Annotated in this window: 22 protein-coding genes and 1 pseudogene; 12 read left to right on the top strand and 11 right to left on the bottom strand. The window is 71.9% G+C overall.

Annotation, left to right across the window (positions count from 1 at the left end; translation table 11 throughout):
* Positions 1–183 precede the first annotated feature (183 nt).
* Complete coding sequence (locus tag BKD26_RS10105; protein ID WP_084897503.1) at positions 184–1,524, top strand: transcriptional regulator; 1,341 nt, start codon at positions 184–186, stop codon at positions 1,522–1,524.
* Positions 1,525–1,610: 86 nt separating this feature from the next.
* Positions 1,611–2,141, top strand: coding sequence for an NUDIX domain-containing protein (locus BKD26_RS10100; RefSeq protein ID WP_084897502.1), 531 nt, complete (start codon positions 1,611–1,613; stop codon positions 2,139–2,141).
* 14 nt (positions 2,142–2,155) lie between these two features.
* On the opposite strand, the gene BKD26_RS10095 is transcribed toward BKD26_RS10100, so the two are convergent.
* Both BKD26_RS10095 and BKD26_RS10090 read right to left on the bottom strand, forming a co-directional pair.
* Positions 2,156–2,413: a hypothetical protein gene (locus tag BKD26_RS10095; RefSeq protein ID WP_084897501.1), complete on the bottom strand. Its 258-nt coding sequence runs from the start codon at positions 2,411–2,413 to the stop codon at positions 2,156–2,158.
* Between the two features lie 151 nt (positions 2,414–2,564).
* Positions 2,565–3,425 carry a 3-hydroxybutyryl-CoA dehydrogenase gene (locus BKD26_RS10090; RefSeq protein ID WP_073758237.1) on the bottom strand — a complete coding sequence of 287 codons (861 nt, stop codon included), beginning with the start codon at positions 3,423–3,425 and terminating at the stop codon, positions 2,565–2,567.
* A 168-nt stretch (positions 3,426–3,593) separates the two neighbouring features.
* On the opposite strand from BKD26_RS10090, the gene BKD26_RS10085 reads away from it, so the two are divergent.
* Positions 3,594–4,883 (top strand): family 10 glycosylhydrolase, encoded by a 1,290-nt coding sequence (locus BKD26_RS10085; RefSeq protein ID WP_084897500.1) that lies wholly within the window; start codon positions 3,594–3,596, stop codon positions 4,881–4,883.
* 34 nt (positions 4,884–4,917) lie between these two features.
* On the opposite strand, the gene BKD26_RS10080 is transcribed toward BKD26_RS10085, so the two are convergent.
* Positions 4,918–5,112, bottom strand: a complete 195-nt coding sequence (locus BKD26_RS10080; protein WP_084897499.1) for a DUF1918 domain-containing protein — start codon at positions 5,110–5,112, stop codon at positions 4,918–4,920.
* A gap of 168 nt (positions 5,113–5,280) precedes the next feature.
* On the opposite strand from BKD26_RS10080, the gene BKD26_RS10075 reads away from it, so the two are divergent.
* Positions 5,281–5,730 (top strand): GNAT family N-acetyltransferase, encoded by a 450-nt coding sequence (locus BKD26_RS10075; RefSeq protein WP_084897498.1) that lies wholly within the window; start codon positions 5,281–5,283, stop codon positions 5,728–5,730.
* Positions 5,731–5,761: 31 nt separating this feature from the next.
* Positions 5,762–6,919, top strand: coding sequence for a methyltransferase (locus tag BKD26_RS10070; protein ID WP_084897497.1), 1,158 nt, complete (start codon positions 5,762–5,764; stop codon positions 6,917–6,919).
* Here the strand turns inward: BKD26_RS10070 and BKD26_RS10065 are convergent.
* The gene (locus BKD26_RS10065; protein WP_084897496.1) at positions 6,909–7,424 is read right to left on the bottom strand and encodes a hypothetical protein; all 516 of its coding nucleotides are present in this window, start codon (positions 7,422–7,424) and stop codon (positions 6,909–6,911) included. The two genes, BKD26_RS10070 and BKD26_RS10065, sit on opposite strands and share 11 nt — an antisense overlap.
* 105 nt (positions 7,425–7,529) lie before the next feature.
* Between BKD26_RS10065 and BKD26_RS10060 the strand changes: the two genes are divergently transcribed.
* Positions 7,530–8,357, top strand: coding sequence for a hypothetical protein (locus BKD26_RS10060; RefSeq protein ID WP_084897495.1), 828 nt, complete (start codon positions 7,530–7,532; stop codon positions 8,355–8,357).
* Positions 8,358–8,361: 4 nt separating this feature from the next.
* Here BKD26_RS10060 and BKD26_RS10055 read toward each other — a convergent pair.
* A pseudogene (locus BKD26_RS10055) lies at positions 8,362–9,588 on the bottom strand (beta-ketoacyl-ACP synthase II).
* 89 nt (positions 9,589–9,677) lie between these two features.
* Here BKD26_RS10055 and argC point away from each other — a divergent pair.
* The 5 genes from argC to BKD26_RS10030 are packed head-to-tail and all read left to right on the top strand — an operon-like array spanning position 9,678 to position 14,490.
* Entirely contained in the window at positions 9,678–10,706 is a 1,029-nt protein-coding gene (gene argC / locus BKD26_RS10050) for an N-acetyl-gamma-glutamyl-phosphate reductase (RefSeq protein ID WP_084897494.1), read from the top strand.
* Positions 10,703–11,854 (top strand): bifunctional glutamate N-acetyltransferase/amino-acid acetyltransferase ArgJ, encoded by a 1,152-nt coding sequence (gene argJ / locus BKD26_RS10045; protein WP_084897493.1) that lies wholly within the window; start codon positions 10,703–10,705, stop codon positions 11,852–11,854. Before argC ends, argJ begins: the two co-directional genes overlap by 4 nt.
* Complete coding sequence (argB, locus tag BKD26_RS10040; RefSeq protein WP_084897492.1) at positions 11,851–12,753, top strand: acetylglutamate kinase; 903 nt, start codon at positions 11,851–11,853, stop codon at positions 12,751–12,753. Before argJ ends, argB begins: the two co-directional genes overlap by 4 nt.
* Positions 12,750–13,946 carry an acetylornithine transaminase gene (locus tag BKD26_RS10035; RefSeq protein ID WP_084897491.1) on the top strand — a complete coding sequence of 399 codons (1,197 nt, stop codon included), beginning with the start codon at positions 12,750–12,752 and terminating at the stop codon, positions 13,944–13,946. The genes argB and BKD26_RS10035 overlap by 4 nt, the downstream gene beginning before the upstream one ends.
* Before the next feature lie 7 nt (positions 13,947–13,953).
* Positions 13,954–14,490, top strand: a complete 537-nt coding sequence (locus BKD26_RS10030) for an arginine repressor (protein ID WP_064068099.1) — start codon at positions 13,954–13,956, stop codon at positions 14,488–14,490.
* Between the two features lie 78 nt (positions 14,491–14,568).
* On the opposite strand, the gene BKD26_RS10025 is transcribed toward BKD26_RS10030, so the two are convergent.
* The 6 genes from BKD26_RS10025 to BKD26_RS10000 form a co-directional block, all read right to left on the bottom strand.
* Positions 14,569–15,267, bottom strand: a complete 699-nt coding sequence (locus BKD26_RS10025) for a L,D-transpeptidase family protein (RefSeq protein ID WP_084897490.1) — start codon at positions 15,265–15,267, stop codon at positions 14,569–14,571.
* 72 nt (positions 15,268–15,339) lie between these two features.
* Entirely contained in the window at positions 15,340–15,933 is a 594-nt protein-coding gene (locus tag BKD26_RS10020; protein ID WP_084897489.1) for a pyridoxamine 5'-phosphate oxidase family protein, read from the bottom strand.
* A gap of 7 nt (positions 15,934–15,940) precedes the next feature.
* A complete protein-coding gene (locus BKD26_RS10015) occupies positions 15,941–17,701 on the bottom strand; it encodes an ABC transporter ATP-binding protein (RefSeq protein WP_084897488.1) in 1,761 nt (586 codons plus the stop codon).
* Positions 17,698–18,132 carry a lasso peptide biosynthesis B2 protein gene (locus tag BKD26_RS10010; RefSeq protein ID WP_084897487.1) on the bottom strand — a complete coding sequence of 145 codons (435 nt, stop codon included), beginning with the start codon at positions 18,130–18,132 and terminating at the stop codon, positions 17,698–17,700. The genes BKD26_RS10015 and BKD26_RS10010 overlap by 4 nt, the downstream gene beginning before the upstream one ends.
* A 13-nt stretch (positions 18,133–18,145) precedes the next feature.
* On the bottom strand, positions 18,146–18,466 hold the full coding sequence (locus tag BKD26_RS10005; RefSeq protein ID WP_084897711.1) for a lasso peptide biosynthesis PqqD family chaperone: 321 nt from the start codon (positions 18,464–18,466) through the stop codon (positions 18,146–18,148).
* Positions 18,467–18,491: 25 nt separating this feature from the next.
* Positions 18,492–20,300, bottom strand: coding sequence for a lasso peptide isopeptide bond-forming cyclase (locus BKD26_RS10000; protein ID WP_084897486.1), 1,809 nt, complete (start codon positions 20,298–20,300; stop codon positions 18,492–18,494).
* 575 nt (positions 20,301–20,875) lie between these two features.
* Between BKD26_RS10000 and BKD26_RS09995 the strand changes: the two genes are divergently transcribed.
* Positions 20,876–22,069: an argininosuccinate synthase gene (locus tag BKD26_RS09995; RefSeq protein ID WP_084897485.1), complete on the top strand. Its 1,194-nt coding sequence runs from the start codon at positions 20,876–20,878 to the stop codon at positions 22,067–22,069.
* The last annotated feature ends 15 nt before the right edge of the window (positions 22,070–22,084 follow it).

Raw genomic sequence — 22,084 nt, 5'->3', positions numbered from 1 at the left:
GGGCCGTCGCACTGTACGAGGGGGAGCCGACGGCCCGGCCGCCTCTGTGAGAGACCGCCCAGTCAACCGGCGCCGGGGGCATGGCGGCAGAGCGCGCGGGGCACGGATACGGGCATTCCGTTCACACCCCGTGCGAACCCGGCTCCACTACTCTGGGCACACCGAGTCACCGGAGGGGCACCCATGCAGCCCAACACCCTGCTCGACGCCCTGCTCGACGAGGCGGGGATATCGCACGCGGGCCTGGCCGCCCACGTCAACCAGGCCGGCCGCGCCAGAGGCCTGGCACTGCGGTACGAACACACGGCCGTGGCACGTTGGTTGAAGGGCCAGCGGCCGCGCGGCCAGGTGCCCGACCTGATCTGCGAGGTGCTGGGCGCCCGGCTGCACCGGCCGGTCACCCTCGACGACATCGGGCTCGGCGTCCCCGGCGAGGCGGCCGTCACGCATGGCTCACCGCTGTCCGGCTTCGTGGAGCGGGCCACCGCCCTGTGGCGCTCCGACGAACAGCAACGGCCGCACATACTGGGCGCCCCGGCGGTGACCGGCACCCCCGCCGTCATGCCCGTGTGGGAGTGGGAGAACCCCCCGGAGGACGCGGACGTCTCACGCGACGGTCACACGCGCGTCAGCATGTCCGACATCACCATGCTGCGGGCGGCCCGCGCCCACTACGAGCTGATGTACCGCCGGGCGGGCGGGATCGCCACCCGCGCCCGGATCGTCGGCTTCCTCAACGCGGAGACCGCCCCGCTGCTGCGCGGCGGATACAACGACGCCCTGGGCCGCCAGTTGCACCGGGCGACCGGCGGGCTGGTGGCGGTCGCCGGCATCTGCGCGTACGACTCGGACGCGCACGGGCTCGCCCAGCGCTACTTCCACCAGGCGCTGCGGCTGGCGAAGGCGAGCGGCGACCGGGGGCTCGGCGCCTATGTGATCGCCCTGCTGGTCAACCAGTCGCTGTTCATGGCGGAGTACCGGCAGGCGGTGGCGTTCGCGGAGGCGGCGCTGCGTACCGCCGGGCGGCAGATCACCCCGGCGCTCGCCGCCGACCTGTACGCGATGCAGGCGAAGGCGTACGCCCATCTCGGCGACGGCGCCGGTGCGCTGCGGTGCATCCGGCGCGCCGAGTCGGAGGCGGAGCGGATCCGGCCGGGCCATGAACCGGACGAGACCGGTTACGTCCAGCCGGGGTTGGTCAACGTCCAGGTCGCCGAAGCGCTGCTGAGCCTGGGGGACCTGGACGGCGCGCGGGAGCATGCCGCGGCCGCCGTGCGCACTCCCGCGCACGACCGGGGGCGGGTGCACCGGCTCGCCATGCTCAGCCAGATAGAGCTGCGGCAGGGCGAGGCGGACCGGGCGGCGCGGACGGCGGTCGAGATGGCCGAGCGGGCGCGGGGGATGGAGTCGCAGCGGCTGCGGGACCGGTTGCGGGAGGTGCGGGAGCACCTGGTGGCGAGCGGGTGCAGCGACGCGGAGGAGGCGGCGGATCTCATCGACGGGGCGCTGCGCGTGCCGCTGTGACCGTCCCGTGCTTCCGGTGCGACGTTCCGCCCGCTCCGTAGGCCTGCTGCGATATTGCCATCTACTTGTCGGAAGGTGGCAGAAAAGTGCAGTGGACGAACCTGAGCGAACAAACCATCTATGAAAACCGCTGGTTCAAGGTCAACCTGGCGGATGTCGCACTCCCCGACGGCCGGCACCTGGACCACTTCCTCATCCGGCTGCGCCCGGTGGCCGTCGCGACCGCCGTCAACGAGGCCAACGAGGTGCTGATGCTGTGGCGGCACCGGTTCATCACCGACAGCTGGGGCTGGGAGCTCGCCGCGGGGGTGGTCGAGGACGGCGAGGACATCGCGGCGGCGGCCGCCCGGGAGATGGAGGAGGAGACCGGGTGGCGCCCGGGTCCGTTGCAGCACCTCCTGACCGTCGAGCCGTCCAACGGCCTGACCGACGCCCGCCACCATCTGTACTGGGCGGAGGACGCGACCTACATCGGCCACCCCGAGGACGACTTCGAGTCCTCCCGCCGCGAATGGATACCGCTGAAGCTCATCCCGGACATGATCGCCCGCGGCGAGGTCCCGGCCGCCAACATGGCGGCCGGGCTGCTGATGCTGCACCATCTCCGGCTGGGCTGACGCGGACCGGCGGATCAGTTGCCCAGCGCCTGCCAGACCGCCACCGCGAGGGCGCCCACGGCGGTGAGCGCCGAGACGGCGGGCAGCGGCCACTTGGCCTGCTCCAGTGCCGTGACGCGCACGGCCAGATCGGTCAGATCACGGTCGATCTGGCCGTGGCGCTGGGCGAGCAGCGCGAGCTGCCCGTCGATCCGGGCGAGCCCGACGTCGAGACAGCGGCGCAGCTCTGCGAACTCCTCGACGGCCGTTAAGTGTTCGGGATCGGTGGTCACGGTTTTCCGCTCCTCCTCTTCGCTCTTCGTTGACTGATCGGGTCCGAGTCAACTCCCCGAGGCGAAGTGGAGGGAGCGTGTGCGCAGGGCATATGCGAACACGCTCCGCACACCCCGTGCGAAAGTTCGTCGCTGTGCGTTACTGACCGCGTTACGCGTACGGGTAGAAGCCCGAGCCCGTCTTACGGCCCAGGCGCCCCGCGTCCACCATGCGCTGGAGCAGCGGGGGAGCGGCGTACAGGGGCTCCTTGTACTCGGCGTACATCGAGTCCGCGACCGAGGCGACCGTGTCCAGGCCGATCAGGTCGGCCAGCTTCAGCGGGCCCATGGGGTGGGCGCAGCCCATCTCCATGCCGTTGTCGATGTCCTCGCGGCTGGCGATGCCCGACTCGAACATCCGGATCGCGGAGAGGAGGTACGGGATCAGCAGCGCGTTCACGACGAAGCCGGAACGGTCCTGGGCGCGGATCGCGTGCTTGCCGAGCACCTTCTCCACCACGGCCTGCGAGCGGCTGATCGTGCCCTCGGAGGTGGTCAGCGCCGGGATCAGCTCGACGAGCTGCTGCACCGGGGCCGGGTTGAAGAAGTGGATGCCGATGACCTGGTCGGGGCGGGACGTCGCCACGGCCAGCTTCACCAGCGGGATGGAGGAGGTGTTGGAGGCGAGGATCGCGTCCTGGCGGGTCACCACCTGGTCGAGGACCTGGAAGATCTCGGTCTTCACCTGCTCGTTCTCGACGACCGCCTCGATGACCAGGTCACGGTCGGCGAACTCGCCGAGGTCGGTGGTGAAGCTCAGCCGGGCGAGCGTCGCGTCGCGCTCCTCCTCGGTGATCTTGCCGCGCTGGGCGGCCTTGGAGAGCGAGTTGTACAGCCGGGTACGGCCGATTTCCAGGGCCTCGCCGGTGGTCTCGGCGACCTTGACCTCCAGGCCGCTGCGGGCACACACCTCCGCGATGCCCGCGCCCATCTGGCCGCAGCCCACCACTCCGACGCGTTCGATGTCGGTCACATCGTGCCTTTCGCTGATCTTCCATGCGGCAGGACCCCCGTGTGATTCCGGCGCCCGCCTCGACCCCACGACGTTACTCCGTTCGCGCGGGTGGAGGGCGGCCCGGGGCGGGCATGCTCTGCGGGACAGGGAGACAACGGGAGAAACCGCAGCTGAAGGGGCATATGAATGCGGCATATCGGCAGAAGGAGCCTGGCGGCGGCCGCGGCCGGGCTGGTGGCGTCGCTCCTGGCCACGACGGACGCGGGCGCGGCGGCCCGGGGGGTTCCGGCCGCACGGCCCGACCAGGAGGGCCGGAACCACCGCGGGAAGAAGAAGCGGAAGGCTCCCGGCAGGGAGTTCCGCGGCATGTGGCTGGCGACCGTCGCCAACCGCGACTGGCCCTCCAAGCCGGGCCTGCCGGCCGACCGGCAGCGCGCCGAACTGCTGGCTTTCCTCGACAAGGCGGTGGAGCGGCGGCTGAACGCGGTGATCTTCCAGGTGCGGCCCACCGCCGACGCGCTGTGGCCCTCGCCGTACGAGCCGTGGTCGCAGTACCTCACCGGCGTACAGGGCCGGGATCCGGGCTGGGACCCGCTGGGCACGGCGGTGGCGGAGGCGCACGCGCGCGGCCTGGAGCTCCACGCCTGGTTCAACCCGTACCGGGTGGCCAATCACACCGACCCGGCGCGGCTCGCCGACGGGCACCCGGCCCGGGTGCACCCGGACTGGGTCCTGCCCTACGGCGGGAAGCTCTACTACAACCCGGGGCTGCCGGAAGTGCGGCGGTTCGTGCAGGACGCCATGCTCGACGCCGTACGCCGCTACGACATCGACGCCGTCCACTTCGACGACTACTTCTACCCCTACCCGGTCGCCGGCCAGGCCTTCGCCGACGACGACACCTACGCGGCGCATGGCGCCGGCTTTCCGGACAAGGCCGCCTGGCGGCGGGACAACATCGACCGGCTGGTGCGGGAGATGTCCGAAGCGATCCGGGAGATCGACAAGGACGTACGCTTCGGGATCAGCCCGTTCGGTGTGTGGCGCAACATCGCCACCGACCCGCTCGGCTCGGACACCCGGGCGGGGGTGCAGACGTACGACCATCTGCACGCGGACACCCGTAAGTGGGTGAAGGAGGGCTGGATCGACTACGTGGTGCCGCAGCTGTACTGGCACATCGGCTTCGCCGCCGCCGACTACGCCAAGCTGGTGCCCTGGTGGGACGAGGTCGCACGCGGCACGGACGTCGACCTGTACGTGGGGGAGGCGCTGTACAAGTGCGGCGACCCCGCGCAGCCCGCCGCCTGGCAGGACCCGGCCGAGCTGTCACGCCACCTCACGCTGGCGGGTGAGTACCCACGGGTGCGCGGCCATGTCTTCTTCTCGGCCAAGGAGGTCGTGACGGACCGCATCGGGGCGATGGCCAGGGTCGTGGCCGACCACTACCCGACGCCGGTCCGCCCACCGGGCTAGCGGAGACGGGCCGGGCTGAGCGGGTTCCCTGTGACTAACCGGGCTCCTTGTGTCGTACGACGCTGTCGGGGCCCGGGGACATCACGGCTTCGTGTCCGTCGTCGTTGAAGCGGACGCGGTACGGGGGTGTTCCGTCCGGCCCGAGCACCTCGACGATCTCCGCAGTCCTGTCGTGGTGACCGACGGTCCTGCCGTGCACCAGCAATGTGTCGCCCACAGTCGCGTGCATCGAGTGACCTCCTCGCGACGGTTTGCCCTGATTGTCGTTCCGTATGGGGAGTCTACGTCCGCAGGTGTGGTCCGCGTCACCCGAGTTCGAGGTCCACGGCCTGTTGATCGTGCAACCAGCGTGGCACGCGCCACTGACAACCGCCTCCCGCCCTGCCAGAGTTCGATCATGGACGAGACGACGACAGCCCAGGACGCGCGCCTCGACGCGTACGAGATCTCCACGGACGCCGCCCGCCTGGACCGGGCCCGCGTCCACCAGTGGCTCTCGACCGACGCGTACTGGGCCATCGGCCGCAGCCGCGACAAGCAGGACCGCGCCATCGACGGGTCGCTCAACTTCGGCGCGTACGACGCCGCTTCCGGCGAACTGGTCGCCTACGCCCGCGTCATCACCGACCACGCGACGTTCGCCTGGCTCTGCGACGTCTACGTCGACCGCCCGGTGCGCGGCCAGGGCCTGGGCACCGCGCTGGCCGCGGCGGTCCGCGACCACTTCGCCCCGCTCGGCATCAAGCGCATCCTGCTCGCCACGCAGGACGCGCACGGCGTGTACGAGAAGGCCGGCTTCACGGCCCTGGACGTGCCGGAGCACTGGATGGTGCTCCGGTTCCCGTAGCCTCCCGGCCACCGGCTAGCCTGGGCGCACAATGAACCGTTTGAGCACGTCATGGGGCGCCTGCGAACTCGCCCGCTTCCCCGAGGACCCGCGCGACCGGCTGCGCGCCTGGGACGCGGCCGACGAGTACCTGCTCCAGCACCTGGCGGAGTCCTCCGCGCCGCTCTCCGGCACCGTGGTCGCGGTCGGTGACCGGTGGGGCGCCCTGGTCACCTCGCTCGCCGGGCACGGGCCCGCCCGGCTCGTCCAGATCACCGACTCGTACCTCGCCCACGAGGCCACCCGCGCGAACCTCGCCCGCAACGGGGCCGACGAGGCGTCCGTACAGCTCCTGACCACCAGGGACACCCCGCCCGAGCGCGTCGACGTGCTGCTGGTGCGCGTCCCCAAGAGCCTCGCGCTCCTGGAGGACCAGCTGCACCGCCTCGCCCCCGCCCTGCACGCCGGGACCGTCGTCGTCGGCACCGGCATGGTCAAGGAGATCCACACCTCCACGCTGAAGCTCTTCGAGCGGATCATCGGCCCGACCCGCACGTCCCTGGCCGTCAAGAAGGCCCGGCTCATCTTCAGTACGCCGGACCCCGCCCTGCCGCGCACCGCCAGCCCCTGGCCGCACCGCTACACCCTGCCCGACGACGCCCCGGCCGCCGTCGCCGGCCGGACGGTCGTCAACCACGCGGGCATCTTCTGCGCCGACCGCCTCGACATCGGTACCCGGTTCTTCCTCCAGCACCTGCCGCGCGGGCTCGGCAGCTCCCGGGTCGTCGACCTGGGCTGCGGCAACGGCGTGGTGGGCCTCGCCGTCGCGCTGGGCGACCCGGACGCGCGGCTGCTCTTCACCGACGAGTCGTACCAGGCGGTCGCGTCGGCCGAGGAGACGTTCCGGGCCAGTGCCCCGCCCGGCAGTGAGGCGGAGTTCCTGGTCGGCGACGGACTCGCGGACGTACCGGCCGACTCCGTCGACCTGGTCCTCAACAACCCGCCCTTCCACAGCCACCAGGCGATGACCGACCTGACGGCCCGCCGGATGTTCTCCGGCGCCCGGCGCGCCCTGCGCGGCGGCGGCGAGTTGTGGGTCGTCGGCAACCGGCACCTCGGCCACCATCTGACACTGCGCCGGATCTTCGGCAACTGCGAGGTCGTCGCCGGCGGCCCGAAGTTCGTCGTGCTCCGGGCCGTCAAGAAGTAGACGTCTCCGCCACCGGCAGCCGGGTCCCGCACCGCCCGCAGAACCGGACGTCCGGCTCGGCGGGCGCGAGCCGCCCGCACTCGGGACACACCCGGTCGAGCAGGCAGGCGGCCTCGCCGGCCTCCTCGGCCTCGGGCGCCGTGGCCGGACGGATCGACAGCCCCGGCCGTCGGCGGTGCACGGTCAGGTACGCCAGCCCGTCCGGCCCGGCCGCCACACCGCGTCGGGCACCGCGCGGCAGCCACACCAGGCACCCCGCGTCCAACGGCTGTTCCGCCTCCCCGGTCTCGAGCAGCCCGTCGCCGTCCACCACGTACAGCAGCACGTCCAGGTCGGGCTCCACATGTGCCGGGACCCGGGTGGCGGGCGTGAGCCGGATCAGGTTGCCGTCCAGCTGCCGCCCGTCGGCCGCGAGCCGCCACAGCGCCCCGCCCCGGCCGGCGGGCGCGTCCCGGAACAGCTCCCCCGCGCGGGTCAGTACCGCCGCGTCCCCGTTCCCCGTCACCCGTTCCTCCACGTACGCCCGTGTGTGCCCGGCCGTGCCGGACCGTGCGGAAGCGGATGCTACCCGCCTGCGTACGCGGATCCGCGCGATCTAGGGTTGCTGACCATGTGGCAAGGACAGCAGCCGTACCAACAGCCGACGCAGCCCGTACAGCCGGGCGCCGGGGGCGGTGGTGGCCGCCGGACCGCCGTCGTCGCGGTCGTCGCCGCCACCGCCGTCGTGACCGCCGCCGGTGTCACCGGTTTCCTGCTCCTCGGCGGTGGTACGAAGGACGGCGCCCGCCCGTCTCCGTCACCCCCCGGAGCCGCCTCCGCGCTCCCCTCGGGCTCCCCGCGCGGCGGCGCCGAACCGCAGCCGGTGATCCCGGGGTGGAAGGTGGTCGTCAACCCCAAGCGGGGCATCGCCTTCGACGTACCGCCCGAGTGGCACCGCAAGTCGGTCGACTGGGCCAGTTATGTCGCCGACGACAGGGACCCGGAGGACAAGCCGCTCATCGGCTTCTCCGCCCCCGCCATGCTCAAGGAGCAGTGGTGCAGCTCCGACGAGGACAGGGACGGCACCCCGGAGGACACCGCCCTTGCCGCCGCCGGGTCGCGGGGCGAGGACGGAGCCCGCACCACCGAGGAAGCCGCCCGCAGCAGCGTCGAGTTGTGGGTGTACGGCGCGTACACCCAGCCGGACAGGGCAAAGGTCGAGACCGGCGCTGTCGAGCCGTACACCACCGCCTCCGGCCTCGGCGGCAGTGTCGCGACGGCGACGGGGACCGCGAGCGGGACCGGCAAGTGCGACACCGACGGCAAGGCGACGGCGTTCGCGTTCAAGAACGCCGAGGGAGACATCGTGTCGTGGACGTTCCTCGGCGCGACGGGCGTGCGCGAGGAGGTGCCCGACGCGACGGTCCGGCGGATCCTTGGCACCGTACGCCTCATGTGACGCCTCAGGCGCCCGGCGCCGCCGTGAACACGAGCGAGGCGTTGTGCCCGCCGAAGCCGAACGCGTTCGTCAGCGCGGCCTTGAGCGGGCCGCGCCGGGGCCCGCCCGTGACGACGTCCGGCTTCACCCGGGGGTCGAGCGTGTCGAGGTCGCTCGTCGCGGGCACGACACCGTCCCGTACCGCCAGGATCGCCGCCAGCGCGCCGACCGCGCCCGCCGCGCCGAAGAGGTGGCCCGTCATCGACTTGGTCGCGATGACGGACGGGCGCGTACCGATGGCCTCCGCGATCGACTCGGCCTCGGCCAGGTCGCCCTTCGGTGTGGACGTGTCGGGCGCGTGGACGTGCCCGATGTCGAGCGGAGACAGCCCGGCCGTGTCCAACGCCAGCCGCATGGCGCGCACGTGACCCTCCGGGTGCGCGGCGGTGATGTGGTACGCGTCCGACGTCACGCCCGCCCCGGCGAGGGTCGCGTGGGCGCGGGCTGCCCGGGCGGCGGCGAACCCGGCGCGCTCCAGGACGACCACGGCGGCGGCCTCGCCGATGACGAAGCCGTCGCGGTCGGCGTCGAAGGGGCGGGACGCCCGCTCGGGCTCGGTGTTGCGGGTGGAGTGCGCCCGGGCCTGCGCGAAACCGGCCAGCGGCAGCGGGCAGACGCACGCCTCGGCGCCGCCCGCCTCCACCACGTCCGCCCTGCCGAGCCGGATCAGGTCCAGGCCCATGGCGATCGCCTCGGCCCCGACGCGCAGGCGCTGACCGGGGTGTGCGCGCCGGCCCGGGCGCCGAGCTCGATGCTCACCCAGGCGGCCGGGCCGTTCGCCATCAGCATCGGCACCGTGTGCGGGGACACCCGGCGCACCCCGGAGGCCTCCAGCGCGTCGCCCTGACCGAGCATGGTCAGCGCACCCCCGGTGCCCGTGCCGATCACCACGGCCAGCCGCTCCGGATCGACACCGAACGCGCCCGCGTCGGCCCACGCCTCACGGGCCGCCACCAGCGCGACCTGCTCGCAGCGGTCCATCCGGCGGGCCTGCACCCGGTCCAGGACGCCGGTCGGCTCGACCGCGAGCCTGCCCGCGATCCGTACGGGCAGCTCGGCCGCCCACTCCTCCCCGATCGCACCGATCCCGGACCGCCCGGCCAGCATTCCCTCCCACGTCGAGGCGATCGCCACCCAGGGGTGTCGTGGCGCCGAGACCAGTGACGACCACATCGCCCGTAACGACATCCATACGATCGTCGTGGACGCCGCGGCGGCGCGCAGGGCTTTGCATAAAAGTGCGTGGATGCGTATAGTCATGCCATCGACGAGGAGGGTCCGATGGCAGTACGAGCAGCAGTGGCAGGCGCGAGCGGATACGCGGGCGGAGAGGTGCTCCGTCTGCTCCTCGGCCACCCGCGGGTCGAGATCGGCGCCCTGACCGGCCACTCCAACGCCGGCCAGAAATTCGGCACGCTGCAGCCGCACCTGCTGCCGCTCGCCGACCGGGTCCTGGAGCCGACCGCCCCCGAAATCCTCGTCGGCCACGACGTCGTCTTCCTCGCCCTGCCGCACGGCCAGTCCGCCGCCGTCGCCGAGCAGCTCGGCGACGACGTCCTCGTCGTCGACATGGGCGCCGACTTCCGGCTGAGGGACGCCGCCGACTGGGAGACCTTCTACGGCTCCGCGCACGCCGGCACCTGGCCCTACGGCCTCCCCGAGCTGCCGGGCGCCCGCGCCGTGCTGGAGGGGGCCAAGCGCATCGCGGTGCCCGGCTGCTACCCCACCGCCGTGTCGCTCGCGCTCTTCCCCGCGTACGCCGGCGGCCTCGCCGAGCCGGAGGCGGTGATCGTCGCCGCCACCGGCACCTCCGGCGCGGGCAAGGCGCTCAAGCCGCACCTGCTGGGCTCCGAGGTGATGGGCTCCATGAGCCCGTACGGCGTCGGCGGCAGCCACCGCCACACCCCCGAGATGATGCAGAACCTGGGCGCGGTGGCGGGGGAGAAGGTCACCGTCTCCTTCACTCCGACCCTCGCCCCCATGGCGCGCGGCATCCTCGCCACGTGCAGCGCCAAGGCCAGGCCGGGCACCACGGCCGAGGACGTCCGGGCCGCCTACGCCAAGGCGTACGACGGCGAGCCGTTCGTCCACCTCCTCCCCGAGGGGCAGTGGCCGGCGACGGCGTCCGTCTACGGTTCCAACGCCGTTCAGGTGCAGGTCGCGTACGACGCGGCGGCGGGCCGCATCATCGCGATCAGCGCCATCGACAACCTCACCAAGGGCACCGCCGGTGGCGCGGTGCAGAGCATGAACATCGCCCTCGGGCTCCCCGAGGACACGGGTCTTTCCACGATCGGAGTCGCACCGTGAGTGTCACGGCAGCAAAGGGATTCACGGCCGCGGGCATCGCCGCCGGGATCAAGGCGAACGGCAACCCGGACCTGGCCCTCGTGGTCAACACCGGCCCCCGCCGCGCCGCCGCGGGCGTCTTCACCTCCAACCGCGTCAAGGCCGCGCCCGTCCTGTGGTCCGAGCAGGTCCTCAAGACCGGCGAGCTGCGGGCCGTCGTCCTCAACTCCGGCGGCGCCAACGCCTGCACCGGCCCCAAGGGCTTCCAGGACACCCACGCCACCGCCGAGAAGGTGGCAGAGGTCCTGGAGATCGGCGCGGGTGAGGTCGCCGTCGCGTCCACCGGCCTCATCGGCGTACTCCTGCCCATGGACAAGCTCCTCCCCGGCGTCGAGAAGGCCGCCAAGGAGCTCTCCGAGCACGGCGGCGAGAAGGCCGCCATCGCCATCAAGACCACCGACACCGTCCACAAGACGTCCGTCGTCACCAAGGACGGCTGGACCGTCGGCGGCATGGCCAAGGGCGCGGGCATGCTCGCCCCCGGCCTCGCCACCATGCTCGTCGTCCTCACCACCGACGCCGACGTCGACGCCCCGACCCTCGACAAGGCGCTGCGTGACGCCACCCGCGTCACCTTCGACCGGGTGGACTCCGACGGCTGCATGTCCACCAACGACACCGTCCTGCTCCTCGCCTCCGGCGCGTCCGGGACGACTCCCGCGTACGCCGACTTCGCCGACGCGGTGACGAAGGTCTGCGACGACCTCGGCCGCCAGCTCATCGGCGACGCCGAGGGCGCGTCCAAGGACATCCGTATCGAGGTCGTCAACGCGGCGAGCGAGGAGGACGCCGTCGAGGTGGGGCGCTCGATCGCCCGTAACAACCTCCTCAAGTGCGCCCTCCATGGCGAGGACCCCAACTGGGGCCGTGTCCTGTCCGCCATCGGCACGACCAAGGCCGCCTTCGAGCCCGACCGGCTGAACGTCGCCATCAACGGCGTCTGGGTCTGCAAGAACGGCTCGGTCGGCGAGGACCGCGACCTCGTCGACATGCGCTACCGCGAGGTCAAGATCACCGCCGATCTCGCCGCCGGGTCCGAGTCCGCCGTCATCTGGACCAACGACCTCACCGCCGACTACGTCCACGAGAACAGCGCGTACAGCTCATGAGCACGACACGCAAGCACACCGCACTGCCCAAGGCGCAGATCCTCATCGAGGCCCTGCCCTGGCTGACGCGCCATCACGGCAAGACCGTCGTCATCAAGTTCGGCGGCAACGCCATGATCGACGAGGAGCTGAAGGCCGCCTTCGCCCAGGACGTCGTCTTCCTCCGGCACGCCGGCCTCAAGCCGGTCGTCGTGCACGGCGGCGGCCCGCAGATCAGCGCCCAGCTCGACAAACAGGGCCTGGTCAGCGAGTTCAAGGCCGGCCTCCGCGTCACCACTCCCGAGGCGATGGACGTCGTACGGATGGTGCTCGCCGGACAGGTCCAGCGCGAGCTCGTGGGGCTGCTCAACCAGCACGGGCCGTTCGCCGTCGGCATGACCGGCGAGGACGCCCACACCATCACCGCCACCAAGCACCGGCCGCGCATCGAGGGCGAGCTCGTCGACATCGGCCGGGTCGGCGAGATCACCGGGATCGACACCGGTGCCATCGAGGCACTGCTGGACAACGGCCGCATCCCGGTCGTCTCCTCGATCGCCCGTTCCCAGGACGACGGACATGTCTACAACGTCAATGCTGATACGGCGGCTGCGGCACTCGCTGCGGCGCTGGGTGCCGAGACCCTGATGGTCCTCACCGACGTCGAGGGCCTCTACGAGGACTGGCCCCACAGCGACGAGGTCATCAGCCGCCTCACCGCCAGCCAGCTGGAGAAGCTGCTGCCCGAGCTCTCCAGCGGCATGGTCCCCAAGATGGAGGGCTGCCTGCACGCCGTACGCAACGGCGTCACCACCGCGCGCGTGATCGACGGGCGCGTGCAGCACTCCATCCTGCTGGAGATCTTCACCGACGAGGGCATCGGCACGATGGTCGTGCCGGACGGACAGGGGGAATCGTGACCGGAAACGAGCAGCTGACCCAGCGCTGGCAAGGCGCGCTGATGGACAACTACGGCACGCCGAGGATCCCTCTCGTACGCGGTGAGGGCGCCACCGTCTGGGACGCGGACGGCACCGAGTACCTCGACTTCGTCGGCGGCATCGCCGTCAACGCCCTCGGCCATGCCCACCCCGCCGTCGTCGGAGCCGTCTCGCGGCAGATCGCCTCCCTCGGCCATGTCTCCAACCTCTTCGTCGCCGAACCGCCCGTCGCGCTCGCCGAACGGCTCCTCCAGCTCCTCGGCCGCCCCGGACGGGTCTTCTTCTGCAACTCCGGCGCCGAGGCCAACGAGGCCGCCTTCAAGATCGGGCGGCTGACCGGCCGGACCCACATGGTCGCCACGACCGGCGGCTTCCACGGCCGTACGATGGGCGCGCTGGCGCTCACCGGCCAGCCCGGCAAGCAGGAGCCGTTCCTGCCCCTGCCCGGAGACGTCACGCACGTGCCGTACGGAGACGCCGACGCGCTGCGCGAGGCGGTCACCGAGCAGACCGCGTTCGTCATCATCGAGCCCATCCAGGGCGAGAACGGTGTCGTCGTCCCGCCGCCCGGCTACCTGAAGGCCGCCCGCGAGATCACCCGCGCCACCGGCACGCTGCTCGTCCTGGACGAGGTGCAGACCGGTATCGGCCGGTGCGGCCACTGGTTCGAGCACCAGGCGCACGGCGTCGAGCCGGACATCGTCACCCTCGCCAAGGGCCTCGGCGGCGGCCTGCCCATCGGCGCGACCGTCGCCTTCGGCCCGGCGGCCGAGCTGCTGAAGCCCGGCCACCACGGCACGACCTTCGGCGGCAACCCCGTCGCGTGCGCCGCCGGACTCGCCGTACTCGACACCCTCGCCACCGGTTCGGCGCTCGACCAGGTCAAGCGCCTCGGCGAGAAGCTGCGTGACGGAATCGAGGCCCTGAACCACCCACTGGTCTCCCACGTCCGTGGCGCGGGCCTGCTGCTGGGTATCGTGCTCACCGAGCCCCTCGCGCCCCAGGTGCAGCAGGCGGCTCAGGACGCCGGCCTCCTGGTGAACGCGCCCGCCCCCGATGTCGTACGGCTCATGCCGCCGCTGGTCATCGGTGACGACGAAGTGGACGCCTTCCTCCGGGCCCTGCCCGGCGTTCTCAGCAGCGTGCACGGGGAAGGACGATCCGGAGAATGAGACGACGATGACCGACGCGCAGGACCTTGAGCACGGCGGGCCGTCCGTTCCGCAGACCCGCACCGCACGCCACCGCCGGATCGTGGACATCCTCAACCGGCAGCCGGTGCGTTCCCAGAGCCAGCTGGCGAAGCTCCTCGCCGACGACGGGCTGAGCGTCACCCAGGCGACGCTCTCCCGGGACCTCGACGAGCTGGGCGCGGTGAAGATCCGCAACACGGGCGGCGAACTGATCTACGCGGTGCCCAGCGAGGGCGGCTTCCGCACTCCGCAGGCCCCGCTCGGCGAGTCGGCCAAGGAGGAGCGGATGCGGCGCCTCTCGGGCGAGCTGCTGATCTCCGCCGAGGCCTCCGCCAACCTGGTGGTCCTGCGTACACCGCCGGGCGCCGCCCAGTTCCTCGCCTCGGCCATCGACCAGGCCGAACTGCACGCCATCCTCGGCACCATCGCCGGCGACGACACACTGCTGCTGATCTCCCGCGACCCGGCCGGCGGCCAGGCGCTCGCGGACCACTTGCTGCGGCTGGCGCAGAAGGAGCGGTAGTCACGGCGCGGAGCGCCGCGCACACGGTGGAGCGCCGCACTTGCGAGAGCGGCGCTCTTCTCATGGCGCGGCGCTCTCTCACGTCCCGGCCCGGACGATCGCCGTCCGGCCGCCCCCGCTCGTACCGATCGCGATGTGCGGCCGGCGCGCCGGTTCCACCCACGCCAGGATCCGCCGCATCGCGCCCGCCGGTACGGCCACACAACCGGCCGTCGGCCCACGCCCCTTCACGTGCAGGAAGATGCCCGCGCCGCGCCCGCGCACCGGGCGCTCGTAGTTGAACCCGATCACCAGCGCGTGCGCGTACCGCTTCCCGTACGTGATGAGGTGCTCCGCCTCCGCCGCCCGGCAATGGCCCGGCAGCCCCTCCACCCAGCGGTTGTACGCGCGCGACCGGTTGTCCTGGCACCACCAGGAGTCGCGCGTCACCCGGCGGTACGGGAAAGCCGTGCCCGCCGGGGCGGTCTCGATGCCGAAGGCGTACGGGAACGGGTAGAGGCCCGTCGGTGTGGTCGACGTGCCCTGGCGGCGCCGCGCCCCCTCCATCAGGCCGTTCGCGCCGAACCGGGCCTGCGTCGACCCCACCCGCACCCACCGCCCGCCGCGCCGGTCCCACCACGTCACCGTCCCGGTGGTGGACCGGGCGCGCGGCGCCTCGGCCGTGATCAGCTGCGTACCGCCGCCCGTGTCCGCCATCCGCGCGGGCAGCGGTTCACGGTCCACGGGCGCGGCCGGGGCCAGCAGGAGTACGGACGCGAGGACGAGAGCGAGGCGCATGACCCGGACCGTATGCGCACCGTGCGGCGGCCGCTCCTCGAACGCGGCCGAACGGCTGGGCCGGGCAGGGCCCTAGGGTGCGTCCGTACGTGCCGGAAGCGGCAGCGGGAGGGCCGGCAGCCCGTCCAGGCTCACCCCGACGTGGTCCTTCTTCGCGCAGTACGCCGCGAACTCCTCGTCCGTCTTGCGGGCGAAGTGCTCGGCGTGCTGGGTGCGCTCCTCGCGGTAGTCCATGAACGGCACGGCGAAGCCGCACGAGTCACTGACCCGCTGGGCGTGGACCACGACGATGGCGCGGGCCGCCGGGCCGTCGGCCTCCTTGAAGTGCGGGATGTACTCCGCCCAGCGCGGGTCGTCCCGGAAGACGGCCTCGCCCTTCCCGTGCACGCGCAGCACCTTCGGGGGGCCGCTGAAGGCGCACCACATCAGGGTGATCCGGCCGTTGCCCTCCTCGCGCAGGTGGGCGATGGTCTCGGCGGTGCTGCCGCCGAAGTCGAGGTAGGCCAGGGTCAGTTCGTCGAGGACGACGAGTGTGCCCTCGCGGCCCTTGGGGGAGAGGTTGACGTGCCCGTCACCCGTCAGCGGGGCGGTGGCGGTGAAGAAGACCGGCTGCTGCTCGATGAAGTCCCGTATCCGGCCGTCGATGCGTTCGTATCTTTTTCCCATGGGGGCATTATCGACCGGCCGGTTGCGCGTCCGACAAAAGGCGGTAGTGGCCGCTGGTGTCCAGCAGTTCGTCATGGCTGCCGGTGGCGACGACACGCCCCCCGTCCAGGACGACGATGAGGTCCGCCGCGCGGATCGTCGAGAACCGGTGGGCGATGACCAGCAGCGCGCACTCGGCCGTGGTGTGCCGGATCGACCGGCGCAGCGCCTCCTCGTTGGCCGCGTCCAGGTGCGCCGTCGGCTCGTCGAGCAGCAGCAGCTCGGGCCGGGCCAGCAGGGACCGGGCGATCGCGATCCGCTGGCGTTCGCCGCCGGACAGCGACATGCCGTGCTCACCGGCGTCGGTGTCCAGGCCGCGCGGCAACCGGGACACCAGCTCGGTGAGATGCGCCAGTTCGACGACCCGCTCCAGCTCCTCCGGCCCGGCGTCGGGGGCCGCGTACATCAGGTTCTCCCGCAGCGTCCCGTACATCACCGGGGCGTGCTGCTCCACCAGGCCGATGCGGGCGCGGTGTTCGGCGCGGCCGAGCGCGGCGACGTCCTGGCCGTCGAAGAGGATGCGGCCGCGATCCGGATCGTAGAAGCGCTCGATGAGCGCGAAGACGGTCGACTTGCCGACGCCGGAGTTGCCGACCAGCGCGACATGGGACCTCGGCGGCACCTCGAAACTCACCCCCCGCAGGACGGGGCGGTGCGGCTCGTAGCCGAACCACACGTCGTGGAACTCCAGCACCGGCGTACGTGTCGGCCCGGACCCCGGCCCGGACACGGGCCGCCCGCGCACGGCGTCCTGTTCGGTGGGCATGGCCATCACGTCCGTGACCCGGCGGTACGCGCCCACGCCCTGCTCCATGGTGCTGAGGGACTGGAACAGCATGCCGATCGGCCCCACCAGATAGATCATGTACAGCAGGAACGCGGCGAGGTCGGCCAGCGAGCCCTGCCGGTCGGCGACGCGCAGGCCGCCGACGAGCAGCACGACGATGAACGACCCCTTGACGGCCAGCTCGATCGCCGGTGCCACCACGGCGTCGAGCTTCGCCATCCGTATGCTCCCCGCGTACGCCGACCGGGCCCGGTCGGCGATGCGGTCCGTCTCGCGCTGCTCGGCGCGGCTGGCCCGGACGGTACGGATGGCGGAGAGCGCCCGCTCCAGATCGGCGGTCATCGCACCCGTCTCCCGCTGGGTGACCAGCGAGGCGGCCTCGATGCCGCGCAGGACCGAGCCCACGACCACCGTGGCGACCGCCACCAGGGCCAGCACGACGAGGAACAGCAGCCAGTCGAGCCACAGCATCAGCGCCACGACGCCGGCCAGCGCGATGCCGCCGGTCACCGCGTCCGTGAAGCCCTCGGCGATGAGGAGCCGCAGGGTGGTGCTGTCGGTGCTGGTGCGCGAGATCAGGTCGCCGATGCGCTGCCGGTCGTACACGGCCATCGGCAGCCGCAGCACATGCCGGACGAGGCGGAGCCGGATACCGAGCACGATGCCTTCGCCGGTACGGGCCACGACGTACTGGGCGAGGCCCTGTACCAGCACCTGCGCGACGAAGAAGACGACCAGCAGCGCGATGACCGGCCCGACCGCGCCCCCGGACGAGGTCGACTCGATCACCTTCTTCACCAGCAGGGGCTGGGCCAGGCTCAGCGCCGAAGCGCCCAGCGTCAGCAGCACGGCGAGGCCGACCCACCGCCGGTGTCCGTACAGCAGACGCAGGACGCCCCGGAGACCGATCCGGCGACGCCCGCCGGCCGCTCGGGGGCTCACCGGTCAGGACTCACGGCGGGCACGGTGAGGAGCGGGCGGAAGTAGTCGGGTGGATAGTCCTCGCCCACCGGCACCCCCTCCGCCTCCACCCAGGCGTGCGCGCCGAAAGGCGGCAGGCGCCGCGCGCCCACGCACCACGTCGGCCACTGGCCGTGCAGCCGGCACAGCAGCGTGGTGGCCAGGGACCGGGGCAGGCACCCCTCCCTGCCGCCGCACGCCAGGCTGACCGCGACCACGGCGTCCCGGGCGGCCCGGGTCTGTTCGACCGTGGCCGGGCGGGCGCCCCGGCGGAGCCGGTCCAGGACGGCGCGGATGCGACGGGGGCGCCGGGTGGCGAGGAGCCGCGCCACGCCCACGACGAGCCGGACCAGGACCCGGCGCCGCAGGGGCACCGAACGCGGGCGGTGGAAAATGGCTTCCGGTGTACTCATCGGCTCTTCTTCCTCAACGGCTTTTCTTCTCCGGCCGCCACCGGCGTATGCCGTGCCGTACGAGCGGGCGTCCGGTGTCCTCCTCGGCCAGGCCCGCCGCGCGCAATTCACCGACCAGTTCCTGGACGTCCCGATGCGCGGTGTCCTTCTCGACCGCGTACTCCTGGGTGAGCGTTCGTACGGCGTCGTCGGCGCTGCCGCCGTCCAGCAACGTCCGCAGAATGAGGGCGGCGCTCGGATTGAGCGTCCAATACTGGTCGCGGTCCTCATCGAGGAGTGCGATCCCGTACTCCGTTTCGACCGTGAACACACCGTCGCGCAAAGTGAACGTCATGACCATCTCCACATGACCGTAGACATCAGCCCGGAATGGCGGTGGATTCCCGTGCGCGTAGCCACATTTCGCACGCCACCGTCTGATACAGCGCGTCGAATTGCAGATTCGGGGGCAGCGGCCGGGCGCACACCTCGCGCAGCGCGTCCGCGTCGATCAGGCCGAGGCGGGCGAGCCGGGAGTCCTCGCACAGGGCCAGCAACGCGCCACGGTTCGCCCGCAGCCCCGCCTCCACCTCCTGGTCCCCGCCGTCCTTGGTGTGGCGGGTCAGGCTCTCGTCGGGGACGACGCCGCGCATCGCCTCGACGATGAGCGGCTTGTACTGCCAGGGGGTGATCCTGTCCTGCGGCCGCACCGACAGGCCCGCTTCGAGCACGCGGTCGTCGTAGTACGGGGCGGCGAGCCCGAGCCCGATGCGGGCGGCCATCTGACCCAGCTGCCGCACCATGCGGGACGTGCTGCCCATGGCCTCCAACTCGACGTGCTGCCCGCGGGTCGGCGCCAGCGGTTCGGCGCCGCGGGCAGCGGAACGGATCAGCTCACGCACCGCGTCGACCGCGTCGGGCGTCGCCCACGGGGGCATGCGCGGCTGTGTGCCCCAGTCCAGGGTCGGTGTCTCCAACGGGGGCGGTACGGCGGTGAGCTGGTCACCGACCCGGGCGAGCCATGCCCGGTAGGTGCTGTTGTCCCACAGCTGCCGGAGCGTTTCCCGGTACGGCCACGGGCGCTGGGCGGCGAAGCCGCGTACGCGCTGCAGGGCGGTCCTGGGACGCGTACGCATCAGCGCGTGCAGGTGCGCGGGCGAGCCGGCGAGCAGCTCGTCGCCGCCGAAGCCGGTCAGGTGCAGCCGCGATCCGCGCGACGTGGCCAGCCGGGGAATGGCCATCCAGCGGTCGCGCTGGACGGCGACCGGGCACGGCTCGTCGAAGCGGTCGTCCACGTCGCCGAGGCCCTCGTACACCATGGGCAGGCGGTCCCCGGGGATGACGTGGTGCTCCACACCGCCCAACGCGGTGACCGTCCGGCGGGCCCAGGTCACGTCGTCGCCCATGGGGTCGAGGCCTTCGGCGGTGTACGCGACGACCTGCGCCCCGTCGCGGGCGGCCAGCGAGCACACCGAGGTCGAGTCCAGCCCGCCCAGGTCGCAGCTCACCACGTCCCGGCCCCGTACGCGGGCCTCGACAGCGGCCGACAGCGCCTCCCGCAGCGCATACGCGCCCTCGGCCAACGGCACCACCGGCTCGGGAGGGGTCCACCAGCCGACGGTCCGTGGCCGCCCGACGGGGTCCAGCGCCAGGTAGTGGCGGGGCGGCAGGGCGTGCACGCCGCGCCACACGGGCTCGCCCGTCACCGGGTGCAGTCCGGAGGTATTCAGCAGGTGGACGGCCAGCCGCTGCTCGTCGATCTCCGCGTCGAGCAGGCCGGCCAGGACGTCGGTCCGGTCGGCGGCCACCGTGACGTCACCGGTCCGGGCGTGGAACACCCGGCGGAGGCCGGTGACGGTCCCCTGGACGCGTACGCACCCGGCGACCGAGGCGGCCAGGTGCACGCTGCCGGCCAGGGACCCGGCCAACGCGTCGAGGCCGGCGACCGTGTCCGTCCGGCGGGCGGCCGCGGTGAGCCGGTCGGCGGTGGTCGCGTGGTCACCGACGACCGCGATCCTCACCCCTCCCGCCTCGCCGACGGCCATGTCCCGGGCGGCCCAGCTGCCGAGCAGCCAGGGCCGGCCCGACGGGTGGCTGACCTCCTGGACCGCCGGGCCGCGCAGCGCGGCTGCGACCCGCTGCGCCGAAGCGGAGTCCGGAAGGACGACGAACCAGTCGGCAGAAGCCATGACGGACCTCTCCCCGGGCGGAAAGATCAAAGGACGGGGGCTGCGGGAATTGACGCCGCAACCCGCCGCCATGCGGAAATGCTCACAAGCTGAACCTCAGGACGAGGTGCTTTTCCGGCCCCCTGGTGGTGCCCAGGCCGGTCCTGCGGAACGATCCTGCTGCGGTCAGCGTCGGACGTTCGTAGACGCGCATCTCGTACACCTCCTTTCCTGGTGTCGTTCATATCCTCAATCCCACTGTCCAGCGTAGACGTTGATACTGGTATCGCAACACAGTTGCCCATTCAATAGCTTCGATGAGAACTCAACTGCTCAACGGGTGAAGTGAATTCCTTTCCGACGCTTGGTAACGGAGCGTCAGAGTTGAAAATTCACCCATGGGGTGGGGTGCGCGAACCCCCGGCGCCCGCGCGCGGGTCGCCGGCGTCGCGCAGTGGGTGCGCCCCCCGGGGCCCCTGCCGGGCGTGCGGGACCGGCCGTCCTGCCGGTCCGGGCCCTCCGGCCCCGGCGTTGACAAAACATACGGCGGTCTGCATAGTTATACCTGTCAGTGAATGCACCGTAAGGAGAAACCCGTGACCGAGCGCGTCGTACTCGCCTACTCGGGCGGACTGGACACCTCCGTCGCCATCGGCTGGATCGCCGAGGAGACGGGTGCCGAGGTCATCGCCGTCGCCGTGGACGTCGGCCAGGGCGGCGAGGACCTGGACGTCATCCGCAAGCGCGCGCTCGCCTGCGGTGCGGTCGAGGCCGAGGTCGCGGACGCCAAGGACGAGTTCGCCGACGAGTACTGCCTCCCGGCGATCAAGGCCAACGCCCTGTACATGGACCGCTACCCGCTGGTCTCGGCGCTCTCCCGGCCCGCGATCGTCAAGCACCTGGTCGCCGCCGCCAAGAAGCACAACGCCTCGATCGTCGCCCACGGCTGCACCGGCAAGGGCAACGACCAGGTCCGCTTCGAGGCCGGTATCCAGGCCCTCGGCCCCGACCTGAAGTGCATCGCCCCGGTCCGTGACTACGCGATGACCCGCGACAAGGCCATCGCCTTCGCCGAGAAGGCCGAGCTGCCGATCGCGACCACCAAGAAGTCCCCGTACTCCATCGACCAGAACGTCTTCGGGCGGGCCGTCGAGACCGGCTTCCTCGAGGACATCTGGAACGCGCCGATCGAGGACATCTACGAGTACACCTCGAACCCGGCCACCCCGCGCGAGGCCGACGAGGTGATCATCACCTTCAAGGAGGGCGTCCCGGTCGCCATCGACGGCAAGCCCGTCACCGTCCTCCAGGCGATCCAGCAGCTCAACCAGCGCGCCGGCGCCCAGGGCATCGGCCGGATCGACATGGTCGAGGACCGGCTGGTCGGCATCAAGTCCCGCGAGGTCTACGAGGCCCCCGGCGCCATCGCGCTGATCACCGCCCACCAGGAGCTGGAGAACGTCACCGTCGAGCGCGAGCTGGCCCGCTACAAGCGGCAGGTCGAGCAGCGCTGGGGCGAGCTGGTCTACGACGGCCTGTGGTTCTCGCCGCTCAAGCGGGCCCTGGACGGCTTCATCAACGAGGCCAACCAGCACGTCTCCGGCGACATCCGGATGACCCTGCACGGCGGCCGCGCCGTCGTCACCGGCCGGAAGTCGGACGAGTCGCTGTACGACTTCAACCTGGCGACGTACGACTCGGGCGACACCTTCGACCAGTCCAAGGCGCAGGGCTTCATCGACATCTTCGCCCTGTCGTCGAAGATCGCCGCCAAGCGTGACCTGGCCTGACCCCGATTCGTTCGA

Origin of the sequence: Streptomyces sp. CB03238, from assembly GCF_002099185.1 — a bacterium.
GTDB lineage: Bacteria > Actinomycetota > Actinomycetes > Streptomycetales > Streptomycetaceae > Streptomyces.
The sequence above is the reverse complement of the archived record's forward strand: the minus strand, read 5'-3'. Positions and strand labels throughout refer to the sequence as shown.